This window comes from Streptomyces sp. NBC_00647, assembly GCF_045207245.1.
GTDB lineage: Bacteria > Actinomycetota > Actinomycetes > Streptomycetales > Streptomycetaceae > Streptomyces.
The window spans coordinates 6,474,774-6,494,471 of the sequence record NZ_CP109040.1 but is presented as its reverse complement, the minus strand read 5'-3'; the positions used below and the strand labels follow the sequence as shown (position 1 = coordinate 6,494,471).

The following is a 19,698-nucleotide window of genomic DNA, read 5'->3' as shown; positions in this document are numbered from 1 at the left end:
TCAGAAGAACTCCGACCACGGCTGGTCCCATACCTGTTTGGCACACAGGACCAGGAACAGGACGCCCGCGATCACGAGCATGGCGTTGCTCAGGAGCCCGTTGCGCCATTCCCGGGGTGTGCGGGAGGAGTTGAGGAGCCGGAGGAGGGTCAGGGCGAGGAAGGGGAGGAAGGCCGCGCCCAGGACTCCGTAGAGGATCACCAGGCGGAACGGCTGCCCCTGGAAGAGGAGCACGATCGGCGGGAAGGTCAGCCAGAGAAGGTACGCGCGGAAGGCCCAGGACTTGTCACGCCGCCCCGAGGCGACTTCCTCGCCCCTCGCCGGCCCGCCGCGGTAGTGCGCCACGAAGTCGGCGAACATCAGGCTCACGCCGTGCCAGACGCCGATCAGCGAGGTGAAGGACGTGGCGAAGAAGCCGATCAGGAAGAACTTCGCGGTGGCCGTGCCGTATTCGGCCGCGAGGATGTCACTGAGCTGGAGCAGACCCTTGTCGCCGCTCGCGATGGCCACCTGGGAGGAGTGGAGCAGTTCCGCACCGACGAAGAGCATCGCGACCACGAAGATGCCCGTGGTGACGTAGGCGACGCGGTTGTCGAGCCGCATGACCTTCATCCAGCCGGTGTCGGTCCAGCCTTTGGCGTTGACCCAGTAGCCGTAGGCGGCGAGCGTGATGGTGCCGCCGACGCCGCCGATCAGGCCGAGTGTGTTGAGGACGGAGTCCTTCTCGTCGGGCAGGACGGGGAGCAGGCCCGCGAACGCGTCCGGCAGGTTCGGGGTGACCCGGATCGCCAGGTACACCGTCACCACGAACATGACGCCGACCAGGACCGTCATGACCTTCTCGAAGACCTCGTACTTGTTGAACCACACGAAGACCAGGCCGACCAGTCCGCAGGCGATGCCCCACCACTCGAGGTCCATGACGCCGGGGAACAGCGCCTGGAGCGGCAGCGCGCTCGACGACATCGCGGCGGCGCCGTAGACGAAGCCCCAGAGGACCACGTACACGACGAAGAAGTACGTGGTCCACCGGCCCAGGCTCGCCCAGCCGTCGAAGAGCGTGCGCCCGGTGGACAGATGCCAGCGGCCGGCCGCCTCGGCCAGCGAGATCTTGACCAGGCAGCCGATCACGGCGGCCCAGAGGAGGGTGTAGCCGAAGCTGCTGCCCGCGATGAGGGTCGCGACGAGGTCACCGGCTCCGACACCGGTCGCGGCGACCACGATGCCGGGCCCGATGTACTTCCAACTGGACTTGCGGGGGCGGAAGACGGTCGCTGCGGTCTCCCCTGACGCTGACTTCCCACTGGTCTCCGTCATGCGATTCAAGAAAGCGCAAAGGGCGAGTGCGGCACAAGGGCGCGTACGCCGATCGCCACGCGATCCACGCAGGGCGGTCGCAGGAGGTACCGCGGCCCGGGCCTCGGCGGCGCCCTGGCCAGGCCCGCCCCCGCCACGCCCGCACACCCCGACCCGCACCCCGCTCACAGCCGGATCACGGCCGATTCACGCCACCGGCCCTTTGACACGCCTTGACCTGCTCATGCCATGGGCCCACCATGAGCGCCACACCCGCACCAGGCACGTCGCCATGGACCACCCCCCGCTCCACTCCCCACATTCCGGAGATCCCGGAATTCCTGGAGAAACAAGGAGACTTCATGCGACTTCGCATACGCGGCAGCGCCCGCGGCAGCACCGACGGCAGGAGCAGAGGCGGCCGGCGCGGCGCCGCTCTGGCCGTCCTCGCGGCCCTCGCCCTCGCCGCTCCCCTCACCGCCACCGCCACCGACGCCACGGCGAGCGGAGCGAAGGCTCCCACACCCTCGGCCGACGACATCAGGCAGTACGAGATCCACCAGAGCTCGACTCCCGTGTCGCGTACGGCGATCCAGCAGTCCGGGGTCACCGTGGACGAGGCCGACGAGGAGACCGTCGTCGTCTCGGGCCGCGCGGACCAGATCAGCAAGCTGCGCCGGCAGGGCTACGACGTCTCCCTGCTGGGCTCGGCGCCCGACCGCGCCGCGGGCGCCTCCGACGTGCGCCTCTTCGACTTCCCGACGGCGGACGCGAAGTACCACAACTACGCGGAGGCGAACGCGGAGATCGACCAGCGTCTCGCGGCCTACCCGAGCATCATGAGCAAGAGGGTGATCGGCAAGTCGTACCAGGGCCGGGACATCGTCGCGATCAAGGTCAGCGACAACGTCGCGACCGACGAGAACGAACCCGAGGTCCTCCTCACCTTCCACCAGCACGCCCGCGAGCACCTCACGGTGGAGATGGCGCTGTATCTGCTGCGTGAACTCGGGGCCGGCTACGGCAGCGACTCCCGCGTCACCAGCATGGTGAACAACCGCGAGATCTGGCTCGTCCCGGACCTCAACCCGGACGGCGGCGAGTACGACATCGCGAGCGGCTCCTACCGCTCGTGGCGCAAGAACCGCCAGCCCAACTCCGGCTCCTCGTACGTCGGTACGGACCTGAACCGCAACTGGAACTACAAGTGGGGCTGCTGCGGCGGCTCTTCGGGCTCGACGTCCTCGGAGACCTACCGCGGAACGTCGGCCGAGTCGGCTCCCGAGGTGAAGGTGGTCGCCGACTTCGTGCGTGGCCGGGTCGTCGGCGGCAAGCAGCAGATCAAGGCCGGCATCGACTTCCACACCTACAGCGAGCTGGTGCTGTGGCCGTTCGGGTACACCTACTCCGACACCGCCACGGGGATGACGGCGGACGACTACAACGCCTTCAAGACCGTCGGCCAGAAGATGGCCGCCAGCAACGGCTACACGGCCGAACAGGCCAGTGACCTGTACATCACGGACGGATCGATCGACGACTACCTCTGGGGCTCCCAGAAGATCTTCGACTACACCTTCGAGATGTATCCGTCGTCCAGCTCCGGCGGCGGCTTCTACCCGCCCGACGAGGTCATCGAGCGGGAGACGTCCAGGAACCGGGACGCGGTGCTCCAACTCCTGGAGAACGCCGACTGCATGTACCGGTCCATCGGCAAGGCGGCCCAGTACTGCTCCTAGGAGGCAGGCCGGTCGGTGACCGGGGAACCGCGCGCCCCGCGTGACCGGGCGCGCGGTTCCCCGTACCGGCTACGGCTTCTCGCCCTTGTCCTTCGTCCCGGACGCGTCGGAAGCGGACGCTTCCGAAGCGGGTGCCTCGGAATCGGACGCCTCCGAAGCATCGGAAGCATCCGTCGCCCCGGATGCTTCCGACGTCTCGGCCGCGCCGGACACCTCGAGTTCCTCGGACACCTCGGATGCCTCGGACACCTCGGCAGACGTGGCGTCCTCAGCTTCCGCCGCGTCGTCGCCGTCCTCGAAGTAGGCGTCCAGGACGGCGTCGAGCTGTTCCTCCCACTCCTTGAAGCGTGACCGGGCGCTCGCCTCGATCTCGAGGGGATACCAGCGACGGTCCGGCGTGTGCACCGTGACGGTGAACCGCTTGCCGAAGCGCGGCGACTCCGTCTCGACGGCGCCGATCTCGTCCCAGCGGAACTCCGCCTCCTGGTCGTCCAGGCGCAGGCGTACGCCGCTGTGGTCGGCCGTGACCGAGGCGCGCCGGTCGGAGGCCTCGAAGACTGGATCGTCGGGGTCGGCACCGGATTCCGGTTCCGTCCGGGACTCCTGTTCCGTCCCGGAGTCGGATTCCTCTTCGGACGCGGGCTCCTTCGGGGTCTCGGCGGCGGGCGCCTCGTCGGACGCCGCGTCGCCGGGGGCCGACTCGTCGGAGACGGTCCCCTCGGCGGCGCCCTCCTCGGTCTCCTCGACCGCGTCCTTCGGCTCCGCCGGCACGGGTGACGTAAGCCCGGGGATGTACGCCGGGTTCACCGCGGCGGCGTCCAGGGGCTGGCTCTTCGAACCTATGCGCTGCTCCACAGCGGGAAGTATGGTCGAAGATCCTGTGTCGGACACAGCCAGCCCCTACTTAGCTATGCCTCTGTTACACGAAGAGGCTCACCGCGGCGGCCACGACGAACCCCGCGACGGACAGCACGGACTCCAGAACGGTCCAGGTCCTGAGGGTGTCGCGCTCGCTGATGCCGAAGTACTTGGCCACCATCCAGAAGCCGCCGTCGTTGACGTGCGAGGCGAAGATGGAGCCCGCCGAGATCGCCATGATGACCAGGGCGACGAAGGCCTGGGAGTGGTCTCCCTCGACGAGCAACGGGGCGACGATGCCGGCCGTGGTGACGATCGCGACCGTCGCCGAGCCCTGGGCGACCCGCAGGACCAGGGAGATCAGGTAGGCCAGGAAGATCACCGGGAGGCCGACGTCGTTGAAGGTGTCCGAGAGGGCCTGGGCGACTCCGCTCGCCTTCAGCACGGCGCCGAAGATGCCGCCCGCGCCGACCACCAGCAGGATGTTGCCGACCGGCTTCAGGGACGAAGTCGACACGGTCTCCAGGGACTTGCGGGACCAGCCGCGCCGGATGCCGAGCAGGTAGTAGGCGAGGATCAGGGCGATCGTGAGGGCCACGAAGGGGCTGCCGAAGAACTCGATGACCGAGCGCGGGGTGGACGGATCGAGGGCGATCGAGGAGAAGGTGGCCGCGAGGATCAGCACCAGGGGCGTACCGATGATGCCGAGGACCGTGCCGAGCGGCACCGGCTTCTCCTGCGGCTCGGCGCCTTCCTCCGCGCTCCCGGCTCCGCCCGGCCGGAGGGTGCCCGCGGCGCGCTGTTCCTCGATGACGGCCAGCTTGGCCTCGGCGGCCGCCTCGACCATGTCCTGCGGTACGGGGACGAAGATCCGCTTGCCGATCCAGGCGGAGTAGACCCAGGCGGCCAGCACGGCGGGGATGCCGCAGACGATGCCCATGAGGATGACCCAGCCGAGCTGGACGTGCAGCAGGCCCGCGGCGGCGACCGGGCCGGGGTGCGGCGGCAGGAAGGCGTGGGTCATCGACAGGCCGGCGAGCAGCGGCAGGCAGTAGAGCAGGATCGACTTGCCGGAGCGTTTGGCGGCGGCGTAGACGAGCGGCGCGAGGACGAAGATGCCGACGTCGAAGAAGACCGGGATGCCGAAGATCAGGCCGGTCAGGCCCATGGCGAGCGGGGCCCTCTTCTCGCCGAAGAGGTTGAGCAGCCGGGACGCCAGCACCTCGGCGCCGCCGCTGACTTCGAGGATCGCCCCGAGCATGGTGCCCAGGCCGATGATGATCGCGACATGGCCGAGGATGCCGCCCATGCCCGTCTCGATGACCGACACCGCGGTGGACTTCTGGACCGTGCCGAACAGTTCCGTGACCGAGAGCCCGGCGGCGAGGCCGACGGCTATGGAGACGGCGAGCAGGGCGACGAACGGCTGGAGCCTGGCCTTGATGATCAGGAAGAGGAGGAGCGCGATTCCGAGGGCGGCGACCGTGAGCAGTCCGGCCGTGCCGTCGAGAAGGAGCAGGAGACCACCGGTGTGGGGTGGTGTCTCCGGGGCCGGGGCTGTCGCTGCGAGCGGATACGACGACATGTCGGGGGGCCTCGTTTTCGTAAGTCCATCGGGCTTTCGGGCAGGGCGAATCGCGGTGCGGCACCCCGGATTCGGCGGGTGCCGCACCGTGACGACGTACGAGGTGCGGGAGGTGATCGGGCGTCGGCCCGGGGAGAGGACGTCAGCCCGGCGGGAGGACGTCCTCCCGGAGAGCGGACGTCAGCCGAGAACGGCGAGTACGTCGATCTCGACGAGGAGTCCGGCCGGCAGGCCGACGTAGACCGTCGTGCGGGCGGCGGGGGGCGCGGTGAGGCCCTGGTCCTCGAAGTACTGGTTGTAGATCTCGTTCATCTCGGCGAAGTGGCCGACGTCCGTGAGGTAGACGCGGATCATCATGGCGTCGTCCCAGCCGGAGCCGCCCTCCTCGAGGATCGCCTTGACGTTGGCGAGGGTCTGCAGCGTCTGCTCGCGCAGGGTCGGTCCGGCGGGCGTCGGGGGCTTGCCCTCCTCGGCGGGCAGGAAGCCGACCTGGCCGGCCACCTGGAGGATGTTCCCCTTCTTCACGCCGTGCGAGAACCTGGCGGGCGGGGTGGTGTGGGTCTTCGGGGTGAGGGCGATCTTGTCGGTCATGCGGTGATCATTCCTTCGGTGCTTCCTTCGTGGGGGCTTTGCCGGAGTAGTCGCGGCTGATGGCGTCAGCCGTACGGCGCACCAGCGGGAGCAGGGTGAGCAGTTCGTCGGCGGTGACGACGACGTTGGGCGCGGAGACCGACATGGCGGCACAGACGCGTCCGTCGGCGCCGCGGATGGGGGCCGCGACGCAGTTGATGGATTCCTCGTGGCCACCGAGGTCGGTGGCCCAGCCCTGGTCGCGTACCGTCGCCAGCTCCTTCAGGAAGGCGGGGGCGCTGGGGGTCGAACGGGCTGTGTACATGGGGTAGTCGAGCTTGTCGGCGAGGGCGCGGCGCTCGGCCTCGGGCAGGTCGGCGAGGAGCAGTTTGGCCACGGCCGCGACGGTGATGGCGACGGGCTTCCCGATCCGCGAGTACATGCGCACCGGGTAGCGGCTCTCCACCTTGTCGATGTAGAGGACCTCGTTCTCCTCGTGGACGGCGAGGTGGACGGTGTGTCCGCACTGTTCGTTGAGGCGGACGAGGTGGGGGTGCGCGATCTCGCGGACGTCGAGGTTCTCGACGGCCTCCTGGGCGAGGGCGAAGAGGCGGGCTCCGAGGCGGTAGCGCTGGTCGGACTGGCGGTAGACCAGGCCGTGCTCGTGCAGGGTGCGCAGCAGGCGGAGCGCGGTGGACTTGTGGACGCCGAGGCGGTCGGCGACCTGTCCGAGGTCGGCGGGGCCCTCGGCGAGCAGGGGCAGGATGCTCAGCGCTCGGTCGACGGTCTGGCTCATGGCGTGCGTACCTCCTCGGCGGCCCGTGCGTCGGCTTCGGTCCAGCCGGGGCCGAGTCGAAGTGTCTCCCACGCGCGGTCGTCGAGAGCGGCCAGCCGGTCGGCGTGCCCGCGGGCGGGTGGCTCGGCGAGGTCGCCGGGCACGGTGAGGGCGGCAGCGGCCATCAGGTGGCCGTGGCGCAGCCGGTCGCGGACGGGGAGGCCGCGGAGGGTGGCGGAGAGGAACCCGGCGGCGAAGGCGTCGCCGGCTCCGACGGCCGCGACGACGTCGACGCGCAGGGCACGGACAAAGGTGGCGGTGCCGGTGGCGTCCTCGGTCCCCTCGGGGACGTCCTTGTCGAACACGACGGCGCCGCCCTTGCCGTACTTGACGACCAGGACGTCCGGTTCGGGCAGGGCCTCGCGGATCGCGCGGGCCCCGTGCAGCCCCCAGGCCGCGCGGGCCTCGTCGTCCCCGACGAAGACGATGTCGGCGCCGCGCGCGAGGTCGAGCAGGACGCGCGGTCCCTCGGGGTCGCGCCACAGTCCCGGGCGGTGGTTGACGTCGAAGGAGACGAGGGGGCGGCCGGGCCGTGGGGCCGTCAGTTCGCGCATCAGGGCGAGGCAGTCGTCGGAGAGCGCGGCGGTGATGCCGGACAGGTGCAGCACGCGGCCGGAGCGGGCGGCGGCCAGGTCCACGTTCCGTGCGGTCATGGCGGAGGCGGCGGATCCGGCCCGGTAGTAGGCGACTTCGTGGGCGGCGGTCGCCCGGTCGCCCGCGGTGCGGAAGTAGACGCCGGTCGGGCGCTCGGGGTCGCGGCGTACGGCGGAGGTGTCGACGCCGTACGCGGCGATCGCCTCCACCAGGTGGTCGCCGAACCCGTCGGCGCCGACCCTGCCGACCCAGCGCGCGGAGTGGCCGGCACGGGCGAGCACGCACGCCACGTTGGACTCGGCGCCGCCGATGCCGCGCTCGAACGACGGCACGTCGGCGAGGCGTCCGGCCCGGGTGGGCAGGAAGGTGACCATGGACTCGCCGAGCGCCACCACCTCGACGGTGTCGATGTCGGCGTCGGAGGACGCGGCACCTGCGGGTCCGTTGCTGGTCACGATGGTCGGGGCTCCTCGCTCTGGCGGCCGACGGCGGCGAACGGCACCGTTGACCCTGCGTTGGCTGGGATGTTAGACAGCAGTAAGCGACATACGCAATGAGCGTTGCACAGTGCGCAACGCGTCCGGGCAGACCAAGGAGGCCCCATGAGCGCCGACACCGCCGCCGCACCGCTGGCCGCTCTCGCGGCGGACCGCGTCGACCACCGTTTCAAGGGCCTGCCCCCGGACGCGGACGGCCTGAGCGTCGGCGAGTTGGCCGCCCAGCGCCGCAACCTCTTCACGGACGGCTTCACCACCCCCGTCCTCGCCCTCTCCGCCGAGCGCCTGACCCACAACCTCGAACTCATGGAGACGTACGCCACCCGGCACGGCCTCGCGTTCGCCCCGCACGGCAAGACGTCCATGGCGCCTCAGCTGTTCTGGCGGCAGATCGAGCGCGGCGCCTGGGGCATCACCCTCGCGGTCCCCCACCAGGTGCGCGTGGCACGGGAGTTCGGCATCGACCGGATCTTCCTGGCGAACGAACTCGTCGACGCGGCGGCCCTGCGGTGGATCGCCGCCGAGCTGGCCGGGGACCCCGGCTTCCGGTTCATCTGTTACGTCGACTCGGTGCGCGGTGTGGAGCTGATGGACGCGGCGCTGCGCGGCAGCGCCCGCCCGGTGGACGTGGTCGTCGAGCTCGCCGCCGGCGAGGGCGCCCGCACCGGCGTGCGTACGGAGGCGCAGTGCGCGGCGGTCGCGGACGCGGTGGCGGCGACGGCGACGCTCCGGCTGGTCGGCGTCGCGGGATACGAGGGCGAGGTCCCGGACGCGGATCCCGGGCGGGTGCACGCCTGGCTGCGGCGGCTGACCGCGCTCGCGGCGGAGTTCGACGGCGCCGGACGCTTCAAGGGCCTCGACGAGGTCGTCGTCAGCGCGGGCGGCAGCGCCTGGTTCGACGCGGTCGCCGATGTCTTCGCGGAGATCCCGGAACTCTCGCTGCCCGTCCTGAAGTTGCTCCGGTCGGGCGCGTACGTCTCGCACGACGACGGCCACTACCGCAAGCTGACCCCGTTCGCCCGCGTCCCGGAGGAGGGCGCCCTGCACCCGGCGTTCCGCCTCTGGTCGCAGGTCGTCTCCCGGCCCTCCGCCGAGCAGGCCTTCAGCAACGCGGGCAAGCGGGACGCGGCCCACGACCTCGACCTCCCCTTCGCCCAGGTCGTGCGCCGGGACGGGGTCGAGCGCCCCGCGGCCGGCATCGAGGTCAGCGGGCTCTCCGACCAGCACGCCTGGCTGCGCACGGCACCGGAGGCGGACCTGGAGGTCGGTGACTGGCTCGGCATGGGCCTGTCCCACCCGTGCACGTCCTTCGACAAGTGGCAGCTGATCCCGCTGGTCGAGGCGGACGGCACGGTCGTCGACTACGTCCGCACGTTCTTCTAGAAGCCGGAGACGCCCCATGGATCACGCCGACCTGGTCATCCAGGACGTGGACGTCGCCGACGGCAGCGGCGCCGCCACCTACCGCGCCGACGTGGCCGTCAAGGGCGGCCGGATCGTCGCGATCGTCAAGGAGGCCGCGGCGGCCGGCTGCCAGCGGCCGCGCGGCACCCGCGAGCTGGACGCCGAGGGTCTCGTCCTCTCCCCCGGCTTCATCGACATGCACGCGCACAGCGACCTCGCGCTGCTGCGGGACCCGGACCACAGCGCGAAGGCCGCCCAGGGCGTGACCCTCGAAGTCATCGGCCAGGACGGCCTGTCGTACGCCCCGGTCGACGACCGTACGCTCGCCGAGGTCCGGCGGACGATCACCGGCTGGAACGGCCACGGCGACGACATCGATTTCACCTGGCGCTCCGTGGGCGAGTACCTGGACCGTCTCGACCACGGGTTCGACGGCGAGGGCATCGCGGTGAACGCCGCCTACCTCGTCCCGCAGGGCACCGTCCGCATGCTCGCCGTCGGCTGGGAGGACCGCGCGGCGACCCCCCGGGAGCTGGACCGGATGCGGGGGTTGGTCGCGGACGGGCTGCGGGAGGGCGCGGTCGGCATGTCCTCCGGACTGACCTACACGCCCGGGATGTACGCCAAGGACGCCGAACTCACCGCCCTGTGCGAGGTGGTGGCGGAGCACGGTGGCTACTACTGCCCGCATCACCGCTCCTACGGGGCGGGCGCCCTGGAGGCGTACGAGGAGATGGTGGCCCTCACCCGAGAGGCCGGCTGCCCGCTCCATCTCGCCCACGCCACCATGAACTTCGGCGTGAACGAGGGGAAGGCCCCGGATCTCCTCGCCCTGCTGGACAAGGCGCTGGCGGAGGGTGCGGACATCACCCTGGACACCTATCCGTACACCCCGGGGTGCACCACCCTCGTGGCGATGCTGCCGAGCTGGGCGGGCGAGGGCGGACCGGAGGCGGTTCTCGCCCGGCTGCGGGACGACGCGACCGCCGAACGCGTCCGGCACCACATGGAGGTCGTGGGCGCCGACGGCTGCCACGGTGTCCCCATCGAGTGGGACACGATCGAGATCTCCGGGGTGTCCGACCCGGACCTCGGGTCGTACGTCGGCCGCACCGTCCGGGAATCCGCCGACCTGCGCGGCGAGGCCCCCTGGACCACCGCCCGCCGTCTGCTGATCGAGGACCGTCTCGGCCCGACGATCCTGCAGCACGTCGGCCACGAGGAGAACGTCCGGGCGATCATGCGGCACCCCGTGCACACCGGCGGCTCCGACGGCATCCTGCGCGGCGACAAACCGCACCCGCGCGCGTACGGCACCTTCCCGCACTATCTCGGCCGGTACGTGAGGGAGTTGGGCGTCCTCTCGCTGGAGGAGTGCGTCGCCCATCTCACCGGCCGCCCGGCGGCCCGGCTGCGGCTGCCCGACCGCGGACTCGTCCGTGAGGGGTACCGCGCCGATCTGGTCCTCTTCGACCCGGCGACGGTCGCGGCGGGGTCGACCTTCGCGGCGCCGCGCACCCTGCCCACCGGCATTCCGCACGTCCTGATCGACGGCCGATTCGTCGTGGAGGACGGGCGCAGAACGGACGTACTGGCGGGACGGGCGGTCCGCCGCACGGCGTGACCGCCCGCCCTCCCGCGGCACTACGGCTTGGGCAGGACACACCCGCTCGCGGTCAGGTCGAGCTTGTTGCCGGTCGTGAAGCAGGCCGGTATCTGGTAGGTCTCCTCGGCGTAGTTGATGCCCTCGCGGACGGTGACGTTGCCGCTCGCGTCGACCTCGCACGGGTTGTTCACCGTGCAGCGCTCGCCGTCCTCGTTGCCGGTGTTGTTGACGGCGACGACCTTGCCGGTGGACTGGTCGACGACCGGCGAGCCCGAGGTGCCGCCGATGGTGTTGCAGGCGGAGGTGTAGCGGACCGAGTCCTTCCAGGTCCAGTCGCCCTCCTTGAGGCGGTACACGAAGCCGTCGATGCTGCAGTTGTAGAGCCGCTTCCAGTAGCCGGAGGCCACGGTGATGGCGGTGCCGGCGGTCGGGTGCGTGTTCTGCACGGTCAGCGCGCTGATGCCGTACGAGTTCTTGATGGTCGCGTAGGTGCTGGTGAGCTGGTAGATCGTGATGTCCGTGTCGGTCATCGTCGAGTACGCGACCTTACTGGCGCGCAGGGTCGCGACCTTGGTGCCCGCCGAGTTGAGCAGACTGAAGGTCCGGCTGGACGCCTGGCCGACGATCACCTCACCGGGGTCCGGGAAGCCGGTCTCCAGGCAGTGGCCGTTGGAGAGCACGAGCGCCGGGTCGGTGTCCGCCGAGTTGGGGAAGCGGACGACCGAGCCGGAGCAGTTGCTGAGCGCGACGGTCCCGGCCAGGCTGACGGCCTGGAGCGTGGGCGCCGTCTCGGTGCGGGCCGGGGCGGCCTTGGCCGACACGTGCGTGGGGGTGGACTCGGGCGCGGATGCGGCGACCGCGGGTGCCGCGCCCGCCCCGGTCATCACCAGGGCGAAGAGAGCGGCGACGAGAGGCTTTCTCATGTGGGGGTCCCCTCTTGCGACTTGGGGCGACCGAAGGTCATCCGGTCGCCTTCCGTTGACCGGAGGTCTTCCGGCCATTGTTTGTCATGTGCATTGTGAGGGGGGAGGGAAAGACGGACAAGGAGCGGTTTCCGGCCTGGAGGGCGGCCTGTTCGTACGCCTCCGGGCGCAGCGGAAGGGCAGCGCGCCGCTCGTGGCGGCCCACGCGTCGAGCGCCCCGGCGCGGGCCTCGCGGTTCGGGGTGGCGCTGCCGGTGAGGCCGAAGCCGTCGACGAGCCCGTTGATCCGGCGCGGGTTGCGGGCGGAGCGCAGGGCGGTCAGCTCGGCGAGGTGATCCCCGAGCAGGTCCTCGACGCCGGAGCGCCGGGGCGCTCTCGTCGACGTACGCGCGGACCTCGGCGAGCGCCGGGACCGGCACCCGTCAGCCGGTCCGGCAGATCTTCTCCATGAACGCCGACCCGGTCGGCGGCAGATCCCGCGGCAGCCCGGTCGGCCCCGGCGCCGACCGGTCGCACCCGACGACGGAGGCGAGCCCCGGCACCCCCCGGTACGCCGTTGGCGGGCGGCCCGGCCGGCGCCCACGCGGACCGGCTGCCGGTCGGGGTGCCTTCAGCCCCCGTGCCCGCGCCCGTGCCCCTGCCCGCGGCCGCCATTGGTGCCACCCGTGGCCGAGGCGGTGGGGGACGTGGAGGCCGGGGGCGCGGAGGACGCGGGGGGCGCGGAGGTCGCGGGGGCCGTGGAGGTGCCCCCGGCGGTCGTGGTCGCGCCCGGGGACGCGCTCCCCGAGACGCCGGTCGAGGCAGCGTCGGACGCGGTCGCCGACCGGCCGGCCGACGGCTGCGCGGACGTGGCGTCGGCGGACTCCTCGGGCGACTGCACGGGCCCCGTCGCGAGGCGCACGGGCCCGGACGTCCCCACGGGCGTGCCGCCCGTCCCGTCGGGCGCCCCGGAGTCGAGCGCCCCCACGACGACGACGCCGAGGACGACGGCGCACGCCGCGCCCCCGGCCACGACCAGCCGGCGGGTCATCCGGGCACGCCGACGGCGCTGCAGCCGCTCCTGCCGCCCGGCCGCCCCGCCGGGGACGGCGCCGTCCCCGGGCACGGCGTCGAGAACGGCGGTGTCGCCGCCGTCCGCGTACGCCTTCCGCCAGCCGTGCGCCTCGGCCGGATCGGTGTACGCCTCATAGGCCGGAGGAGTCTCCCCGTCGCTCTGCGGGAGGTACACCTTCGGCCGGGCTTCGGAATCGCCGGACTGCCAGGACATGATCGCGCATTCTAGGGACCACCAGGGCTTTCGGAGTAGCGAGCAGACAAAGAGGTCCGAACCGTCACGTCTCACGTGGTGAAAAACACGCCCCGGTGTGCGTTACACGGCCGTAAGCTCACGGACATGCAGGTGATCCAGTCCACGAAGCTCGCCAACGTCTGCTACGAGATCCGGGGTCCGGTTCTTGAGGAGGCGATGCGGCTCGAAGCGGCCGGCCACCGCATCCTCAAGCTCAACACGGGCAACCCGGCAGCCTTCGGGTTCGAGTGTCCGCCCGAGATCCTCGAGGACATCCTCCGCAACGTCTCCTCGGCGCACGGCTACGGCGACGCCAAGGGCCTGCTCGCCGCCCGCCGCGCGGTCGTGATGCACAACCAGACCCTCGGCATCGAGACCGACGTCGAGCACGTCTTCATCGGCAACGGCGTCTCCGAGCTCATCGTGATGGCGATGCAGGGCCTGCTGGACGACGGCGACGAGGTGCTCGTACCGGCCCCGGACTACCCCTTGTGGACCGCGGCGGTCTCCCTGTCCGGCGGCACGGCCGTGCACTACCGCTGCGACGAGCAGTCCGACTGGATGCCGGACCTCGCGGACGTGGAGCGGAAGGTCACCGACCGCACCAAGGCGATCGTCATCATCAACCCGAACAACCCGACCGGCGCGGTGTACGACGAAGCCATGCTCCGGGGGCTCACGGACATCGCCCGGCGGCACAACCTGCTGGTCTGCTCCGACGAGATCTACGACAAGATCCTCTACGACGACGCCACGCACACCGCGACCGCCAAGATCGCCCCGGATCTGCTCACCCTCACGTTCAACGGCATGTCGAAGGCGTACCGCGTGGCGGGCTACCGCGTCGGCTGGATGTCGATCTCGGGGCCACGCGCGCACGCGGAGTCCTACATCGAGGGACTGACGATCCTCGCGAACATGCGCCTGTGCGCGAACATGCCGGGGCAGCACGGAGTGGTGGCGGCACTCAGCGGGCGGCAGACGATCAGCGACCTGGTCCTGCCGGGCGGGCGCCTGAAGGAGCAGCGGGACGTCGCGCACGAGCTGCTGACGCAGATCCCCGGTGTGACCTGCGTGAAGCCGAAGGGGGCGCTGTACCTCTTCCCGCGTCTCGACCCGAAGGTCTTCAAGATCAAGGACGACCGGCAGATGGTGCTCGACCTGCTGCGCCGCGAGAAGATCATGGTCGTCCAGGGGACGGGCTTCAACTGGCCCGAGGCGGACCACTTCCGGGTGGTCACCCTGCCGACGGTCGGGGATCTGACGGACGCGGTGACCCGGATCGGCACGTTCTTGGACGGCTACAGCCAGCCGTGACGCCCGCGGGCGGCGCGGGACGCGCTCACCGTGTGTACGCGTCGCGACCCATTCCGCGAACCGGCTCAACTTTAGACGAAATCCAAGCTAGGATGGCTTCCTGTCAGGCACAGGAGGCCATCCCATGTACGAACCGATCCGCACGAAGTCGGTCCACACGATGGCCGGCGCCCCTTCCTCCGACTTCCCCCACCGGTCGCGCGAGGAGGAGCTGGACATCCAGCTCGCCGGTCACCTCGCGGCACTGCTCGCCGTGACGGACGAGATCCGCGCGCTCGCACCGTCCGCGGACCTGGACGCCGGCGCCGACCGGCTCACCGAGCAGGTGACACGGCTGCGCGGCGGCTCCGCACCGGTCCGCGCCCCGGCTGCCTCGGCGCCCCACGCGTCCCGCCTCGTGACCCTTCACCGTCGCGCCCACGCCCTCGCGGGCCGTGCCCTCGTCGTCGCGGCCTCCCGCGCCGACACGGCCGCCGCGATCCTGTCCGCCCAGCGCATGGACGCGCACGCCCTGGCCGTCGAACCCCGCGAGCTGGCCACCCGCTGAGCCCCGGCCCCCGAGCCCGAGGCCCCTCGTACGGCCCCGGTCCGCGCGCTCCCGCAGCGACGTGCGGACCGGGTGCCACACACACCGCGTACGCCCTCCACGCCGCGCCACGCACCCGCGTAGCGGCGGTCCTCCCTCCGGTTGCGTACCGGGACCCGGTGGTCACCCCGTGTTCACCCCCCGAGACCGGGAACGTTGGATTCCGAGGTGCACGCTCCAGGCGTGAGACGCATCGCAGGAATCGTCCTGGCGGTCCTGTTGATCGGCGGAGTGGCAGCAGCCGTCGTCGCAGGCCGCACTGGTCAGGACAAGAGCACGGCAACGAAGACCGTGCAAGGAGTGATCGGTTCGGAGAAGGCGGAGTTCTTCGCCGACCCCGACGTGGTGAAGGCCCTCGCTGCCGAGGGATACACCGTGAAGACGGAGACCTCCGGGTCGTGGGCCATGGAGGGCCTCGACCTCAAGGGGTACGACTTCGCCTTCCCCTCCAGCCAGGCACCGGCGGACGAGCTCGCGGACAAGTACCACGCGCGCCGACCGCTGCCCCGGCCCTTCTACTCGCCCCTCGTGGTGGTGGCCCACCGCAGCGCGGCCGAGGTCCTCGCCGCGAACGGACTGGCCACCCTCGACAAGAACACCGGCACGCTGAGGATGGCCGCCTATCTGGACGCGGCCCGGCACGACCGGACCTGGCAGCAGCTCAAGGGCGCCGAGGCGCACGGTGAACTGACCGGCACGCTGTACATCGCCAGCACCGACCCGGAGACCTCCAACTCCGGCGCCCTCTACCTCGCCGCCGCCTCCTACGTCGCCGACGGCGGGCGCGTCGCCGCCGACCACGCCGCCGTCGACCGCACCGCGCCCCTGATGCACCGGCTCATCAGCGTCCAGGGCGCCCAGCAGTCCAGTACCGACGCGGAGTTCCGGGACTTCGTCAGCGGCGCCGGCAATCCGCTCGTCCTCGTCTACGAGTCGCAGGTCGCCGCCCTCCTCGCCGAGGGCCAGGACACCGGCGACCTCACGGTCCTCTACCCGGACACCACGGCGAACAGCGACCACACGGTCGTACCGCTCACGCCCGAGGGCCGAGCTCTGGGTGAACTCCTCAGCAACGACCCGGAGTTGCGCAAGCTCGCCGTCCGGCACGGGTTCCGGCCGCAGGGCGCCACCGGCGAGTTCACGGCGGCCACCGCGGCCCACGCCACGTATCTCAATCAGAAGCTGACCGGCGTCCGGCAGGCGCCCGTGCCCGCCTCCAAGGTGCTGCACGAGATGGCGCGCCGGGCCGGGAACTAGGGGGAAGCGCACATGACCACCGAAGAGACATTCACCCTCACGCCTCCCGAGGCCGTCGCCCCCGTGCCCCGCGAGAAGGCCGGCGGACTCGTCCCCGTCGACCCGGGTACGCAGGACGAGATGGCGCGGCGCGCCGCGGAGTACGTCGGCGGACTCGCCCACCTGGACGCCCGCTCGCCCGAATTCGCGGGCAAGGTCGGGGAGATCGCCGGGCTGGGGTCGAACGAGATGCGCGGCGCCGCCGCCCAGTCGAACCGCATGCTGGAGCGGACGATCCGCAGTCTTCCCTCCAAGGGCGAGGACGCCCAGTCGCACGTCGCGGGCTCGCTCGTCGAACTCCGGCGCGTGGTCGAGGACCTGGATCCGCGGGAGCTGTCCGCGAGCAAGGGGCGGAAGTTCCTGTCCAAGCTGCCGGGCGGCAACAGACTGCGCGACCACGTCGCCAAGTACGCCTCCGCACAAGGCACGTTGAACAAGATCATCGGCTCGCTGCGCGGCGGCCAGGACGAACTGCGCCGGGACAACGCGGCACTGCAGACCGAACGCGTCCGGCTCTGGGAGACGATGGGCAAGCTCCAGGAGTACGTCGTCCTGACCCAGGCACTGGACACCGCGGTCGAGGACCACATCGCGGGCGTCGACGCCGCGGACCCCACGCAGGCCGACACGCTCCGCTCCGACGTGCTCTTCCCGGTCCGGCAGAAGCACCAGGACCTGCTCACCCAGCTCGCGGTGTGCGCCCAGGGCTATCTGGCGATGGACGTGGTCCGGCGCAACAACGAGGAACTCATCAAGGGCGTCGACCGCGCGGCCACCACCACGGTCTCCGCGCTGCGCATCTCGGTGATGCTCGCCTCCGCGCTCGACAACCAGCGCAAGGTCGTCGACCAGGTCAACGCCCTGCGCGGCACGACCGAGGACCTCATTCGCGGCAACGCCGAGATGCTCGCCACCCAGAGCGGCGAAATCCAGCGCATCGCCGCCGACCCGGCCGTCGGCGCTGAGACCCTCCGCAACGCCTTCCAGCAGATCTACCGCACCCTGGACGCCATCGACACCTACAAGGTGCAGGCGACCGAGACGATGGCCGCGACCGTGGAGTCCCTGACCGCCGAACTCCGGCACGCCGGTGCCTACCTGGAGCGCAGCCGTTCGCAGGGCGCCCTGGAAGGCGGGCTCGGATGAGAGCGGTCCGACGGACGGCCTGCGCCGTCGTGGCCCTGCTCGCGGTCACCGCGTGCACGGCCGGCCAGGAGGAGCGGAAGCCCGACGCCGCCGCCCCCGAGCCCGGCACCCTCCGCGTCCTCGCCTCCAGCGAACTCTCCGACATGAAGCCGGTGCTGGAGACGATCAGGCGGGACACCGGCATCACGGTCGAGCCCACCTACATGGGCACGCTCGCCGCCGTGGACCTGATCGCGCGGGGCTCGGCGGACAACAGGTTCGACGCCCTGTGGCTCTCCTCCAACACCTTTCTGCACCTGCGCCCCGACGCCGCGAGGAAGGTCGTCTCGGAGACGCCGGTCATGTCGAGCCCGGTGGCCATCGGCGTCAAGCCGGCGACGGTGAGCGGCCTCGGCTGGAAGCCGGACGACGTCACCTGGTCGCAGGTGGAGAAGGCCGTGACGGACGGAAAGCTGACGTACGGCATGACCGATCCGGCGCGCTCCAACTCCGGTTTCTCCACACTGATCTCGGTGGCCTCCGGACTGTCCGGCGCCCAGTCGGCGCTCACGGACGCCGACGTGGACAAGGCGACGCCGCACCTGCGGGAGTTCTTCAAGGGGCAGAAGCTGACGTCGGGTTCGTCGGGCTGGCTGGCCACCGCCTACGAGCGCCGCGGCACCGTGGACGCCCTGCTCAACTACGAGTCCGTCCTCACGACGGTGAAGGGCCTGACGGTCATCCGCCCGCGTGACGGCGTGGTGACCGCCGACTATCCGCTCTCCTCCCTGGCAGCTTCCTCCAAGGACACCCGCGAGACCGTCCGGCGCCTTGCCGAGGCCCTGCGCGCGCCCGCCACCCAGAAGCGGATCACCGAGCAGACACACCGCCGCCCGGTCGTCGCCTCCGTCGCCCCGGCGGCCGGCCTCGACACCGGACGACGGCGTGAACTCCCCTTCCCGGGAAGCCGGTCCGTCGCCGACCGGCTCCTCGACTCCTACGAGAACAAACTGCGCCGGCCGTCCAGGACGGTCTACGTCCTCGACACCTCGGGCTCGATGGACGGCGACCGCCTCGACCGGCTGAAGAAGGCGCTCGGCGATCTGACCGGCGACTTCCGCGACCGCGAGGAAGTGACCTTCATGCCGTTCGGCTCGGAGGTCAAGAGCGTCCGCACGCACGTCGTCCGCCCCGAGAACCCGAAGGCCGGGCTCGACGCGATCCGCGAGGACACCCGCACGCTGAGCGCCGACGGCGACACCGCGATCTACACCTCGCTGGAGAAGGCGTACGAGCATCTGGGCGCCGACGAGGACACGTTCACCTCGATCGTGCTGATGACGGACGGCGAGAACACCAGGGGCGCGGGCCCGTCCGACTTCGACGCCTTCTACGGCCGGCTGCCGGGCGGCCAGCGCCGGATCCCCGTGTTCCCCATCCTGTTCGGCGACTCCGACCGCCGCGAGCTCCAGCACATCGCCGACCTGACCGGCGGCCGTCTCTTCGATGCCCGGAAGGGCTCGCTCGACGGCGCCTTCGAGGAGATCCGTGGCTACCAGTAGGCTCCTCGGCTTCCTCGAGTCCCGCAAGAACCTGACCGGCAGCGCCTGCGGGATCGCCGGACTCGCGCTGACCTTCGCCGGGGTGGCCGGTCCGTACTGGCCGGTCGTCGTCGCGGGTCTGTACGGCGCGGGCGCGCTGATCGCCCCGCCGGAACGCCCCGCCCTTCCCGACTTCCCGGACCCCTCGGCCCAACTCGAGCAACTCCGGGCTGACTTCGGCAAGCTGCGGGAGTACCTGGACGGCGTCGAACTGCCTCCTGCGGCCGCGGGCCGGCTCACCGAGCTGACCGAGGTCCTCGCCGCCCTGCTCGATCCCGGCTGGGTCGCCGAGGTCCTCGCCCAGGACCCGGAAGGCGTGCACGCCCTGTCGCGCGCCGTACGGCAGGACATCCCCGAGGCGGTCGACACCTTCGTCCGCACCCGGTGGTGGACCCGCCTGACCCCCGGTGCCGAACCCCCGGAGCGCCACCTGGAACGTCAGCTCGGCCTGCTGCACGAGGAGTCGGAGCGGCTCGCGGCGGCCCTGCGGGAAACGGAGGCACGCCGCCAGGAGTCGCACACCCGGTACCTGGAGGACCGCGGCCGCTCGCAGTGAACGCGGCGTTCCCCGGTGCCGGC

General features: G+C 71.1%; 17 protein-coding genes. 9 read left to right on the top strand and 8 right to left on the bottom strand.

What is annotated here, in order from left to right; translation table 11 throughout:
• Nucleotides 1–1,317, bottom strand: a complete 1,317-nt coding sequence (locus tag OG788_RS28665) for an Nramp family divalent metal transporter (RefSeq protein ID WP_351541156.1) — start codon at nt 1,315–1,317, stop codon at nt 1–3.
• A gap of 341 nt (nt 1,318–1,658) precedes the next feature.
• On the opposite strand from OG788_RS28665, the gene OG788_RS28660 reads away from it, so the two are divergent.
• The gene (locus OG788_RS28660; protein ID WP_406374325.1) at nt 1,659–3,035 is read left to right on the top strand and encodes a M14 family metallopeptidase; all 1,377 of its coding nucleotides are present in this window, start codon (nt 1,659–1,661) and stop codon (nt 3,033–3,035) included.
• A gap of 69 nt (nt 3,036–3,104) precedes the next feature.
• On the opposite strand, the gene OG788_RS28655 is transcribed toward OG788_RS28660, so the two are convergent.
• The 5 genes from OG788_RS28655 to OG788_RS28635 all read right to left on the bottom strand — a co-directional run bounded on the left by OG788_RS28655 (nt 3,105) and on the right by OG788_RS28635 (nt 7,932).
• Nucleotides 3,105–3,890, bottom strand: coding sequence for a hypothetical protein (locus OG788_RS28655; RefSeq protein WP_406374324.1), 786 nt, complete (start codon nt 3,888–3,890; stop codon nt 3,105–3,107).
• Nucleotides 3,891–3,954: 64 nt separating this feature from the next.
• Nucleotides 3,955–5,478, bottom strand: a complete 1,524-nt coding sequence (locus OG788_RS28650) for a GntP family permease (RefSeq protein ID WP_406374323.1) — start codon at nt 5,476–5,478, stop codon at nt 3,955–3,957.
• 180 nt (nt 5,479–5,658) lie between these two features.
• A complete protein-coding gene (locus tag OG788_RS28645) occupies nt 5,659–6,069 on the bottom strand; it encodes a RidA family protein (protein ID WP_406374322.1) in 411 nt (136 codons plus the stop codon).
• 7 nt (nt 6,070–6,076) lie between these two features.
• Entirely contained in the window at nt 6,077–6,844 is a 768-nt protein-coding gene (locus tag OG788_RS28640) for an IclR family transcriptional regulator (protein ID WP_356750433.1), read from the bottom strand.
• Complete coding sequence (locus OG788_RS28635) at nt 6,841–7,932, bottom strand: sugar kinase (protein WP_406374321.1); 1,092 nt, start codon at nt 7,930–7,932, stop codon at nt 6,841–6,843. Before OG788_RS28635 ends, OG788_RS28640 begins: the two co-directional genes overlap by 4 nt.
• Nucleotides 7,933–8,079: 147 nt before the next feature.
• On the opposite strand from OG788_RS28635, the gene OG788_RS28630 reads away from it, so the two are divergent.
• Together OG788_RS28630 and OG788_RS28625 are read left to right on the top strand one after the other, a co-directional pair.
• A complete protein-coding gene (locus tag OG788_RS28630; RefSeq protein WP_406374320.1) occupies nt 8,080–9,357 on the top strand; it encodes an amino acid deaminase in 1,278 nt (425 codons plus the stop codon).
• 16 nt (nt 9,358–9,373) lie between these two features.
• The gene (locus OG788_RS28625; RefSeq protein WP_406374319.1) at nt 9,374–11,002 is read left to right on the top strand and encodes an amidohydrolase family protein; all 1,629 of its coding nucleotides are present in this window, start codon (nt 9,374–9,376) and stop codon (nt 11,000–11,002) included.
• A gap of 20 nt (nt 11,003–11,022) precedes the next feature.
• Here OG788_RS28625 and OG788_RS28620 read toward each other — a convergent pair whose 3' ends face one another.
• Both OG788_RS28620 and OG788_RS28615 read right to left on the bottom strand, forming a co-directional pair.
• On the bottom strand, nt 11,023–11,907 hold the full coding sequence (locus OG788_RS28620; protein ID WP_406374318.1) for a serine protease: 885 nt from the start codon (nt 11,905–11,907) through the stop codon (nt 11,023–11,025).
• 609 nt (nt 11,908–12,516) lie between these two features.
• Nucleotides 12,517–13,173 carry a hypothetical protein gene (locus OG788_RS28615; RefSeq protein WP_406374317.1) on the bottom strand — a complete coding sequence of 219 codons (657 nt, stop codon included), beginning with the start codon at nt 13,171–13,173 and terminating at the stop codon, nt 12,517–12,519.
• 126 nt (nt 13,174–13,299) lie between these two features.
• Here OG788_RS28615 and OG788_RS28610 point away from each other — a divergent pair, with 126 nt between their 5' ends.
• The 6 genes from OG788_RS28610 to OG788_RS28585 all read left to right on the top strand — a co-directional run bounded on the left by OG788_RS28610 (nt 13,300) and on the right by OG788_RS28585 (nt 19,675).
• Complete coding sequence (locus tag OG788_RS28610; RefSeq protein WP_266762220.1) at nt 13,300–14,511, top strand: pyridoxal phosphate-dependent aminotransferase; 1,212 nt, start codon at nt 13,300–13,302, stop codon at nt 14,509–14,511.
• Between the two features lie 124 nt (nt 14,512–14,635).
• Nucleotides 14,636–15,058 carry a hypothetical protein gene (locus tag OG788_RS28605; RefSeq protein WP_406374316.1) on the top strand — a complete coding sequence of 141 codons (423 nt, stop codon included), beginning with the start codon at nt 14,636–14,638 and terminating at the stop codon, nt 15,056–15,058.
• Between the two features lie 222 nt (nt 15,059–15,280).
• Nucleotides 15,281–16,354, top strand: coding sequence for a hypothetical protein (locus OG788_RS28600; protein WP_406374315.1), 1,074 nt, complete (start codon nt 15,281–15,283; stop codon nt 16,352–16,354).
• A gap of 12 nt (nt 16,355–16,366) precedes the next feature.
• Nucleotides 16,367–17,539 (top strand): toxic anion resistance protein, encoded by a 1,173-nt coding sequence (locus OG788_RS28595; RefSeq protein WP_406374314.1) that lies wholly within the window; start codon nt 16,367–16,369, stop codon nt 17,537–17,539.
• A complete protein-coding gene (locus tag OG788_RS28590) occupies nt 17,536–19,080 on the top strand; it encodes a substrate-binding and vWA domain-containing protein (protein ID WP_406374313.1) in 1,545 nt (514 codons plus the stop codon). Before OG788_RS28595 ends, OG788_RS28590 begins: the two co-directional genes overlap by 4 nt.
• Nucleotides 19,067–19,675: a hypothetical protein gene (locus tag OG788_RS28585; protein ID WP_406374312.1), complete on the top strand. Its 609-nt coding sequence runs from the start codon at nt 19,067–19,069 to the stop codon at nt 19,673–19,675. Before OG788_RS28590 ends, OG788_RS28585 begins: the two co-directional genes overlap by 14 nt.
• The last annotated feature ends 23 nt before the right edge of the window (nt 19,676–19,698 follow it).

Excerpts from the sequence above, each read along its gene's own strand:
- OG788_RS28665 (WP_351541156.1), bottom strand. The coding sequence starts at position 1,317 with ATGACGGAGACCAGTGGGAAGTCAGCGTCAGGGGAGACCGCAGCGACC.
- OG788_RS28660 (WP_406374325.1), top strand. The coding sequence starts at position 1,659 with ATGCGACTTCGCATACGCGGCAGCGCCCGCGGCAGCACCGACGGCAGG.
- OG788_RS28650 (WP_406374323.1), bottom strand. The coding sequence starts at position 5,478 with ATGTCGTCGTATCCGCTCGCAGCGACAGCCCCGGCCCCGGAGACACCA.
- OG788_RS28645 (WP_406374322.1), bottom strand. The coding sequence starts at position 6,069 with ATGACCGACAAGATCGCCCTCACCCCGAAGACCCACACCACCCCGCCC.
- OG788_RS28640 (WP_356750433.1), bottom strand. The coding sequence starts at position 6,844 with ATGAGCCAGACCGTCGACCGAGCGCTGAGCATCCTGCCCCTGCTCGCC.
- OG788_RS28630 (WP_406374320.1), top strand. The coding sequence starts at position 8,080 with ATGAGCGCCGACACCGCCGCCGCACCGCTGGCCGCTCTCGCGGCGGAC.
- OG788_RS28625 (WP_406374319.1), top strand. The coding sequence starts at position 9,374 with ATGGATCACGCCGACCTGGTCATCCAGGACGTGGACGTCGCCGACGGC.
- OG788_RS28620 (WP_406374318.1), bottom strand. The coding sequence starts at position 11,907 with ATGAGAAAGCCTCTCGTCGCCGCTCTCTTCGCCCTGGTGATGACCGGG.
- OG788_RS28615 (WP_406374317.1), bottom strand. The coding sequence starts at position 13,173 with ATGTCCTGGCAGTCCGGCGATTCCGAAGCCCGGCCGAAGGTGTACCTC.
- OG788_RS28610 (WP_266762220.1), top strand. The coding sequence starts at position 13,300 with ATGCAGGTGATCCAGTCCACGAAGCTCGCCAACGTCTGCTACGAGATC.
- OG788_RS28605 (WP_406374316.1), top strand. The coding sequence starts at position 14,636 with ATGTACGAACCGATCCGCACGAAGTCGGTCCACACGATGGCCGGCGCC.
- OG788_RS28595 (WP_406374314.1), top strand. The coding sequence starts at position 16,367 with ATGACCACCGAAGAGACATTCACCCTCACGCCTCCCGAGGCCGTCGCC.
- OG788_RS28590 (WP_406374313.1), top strand. The coding sequence starts at position 17,536 with ATGAGAGCGGTCCGACGGACGGCCTGCGCCGTCGTGGCCCTGCTCGCG.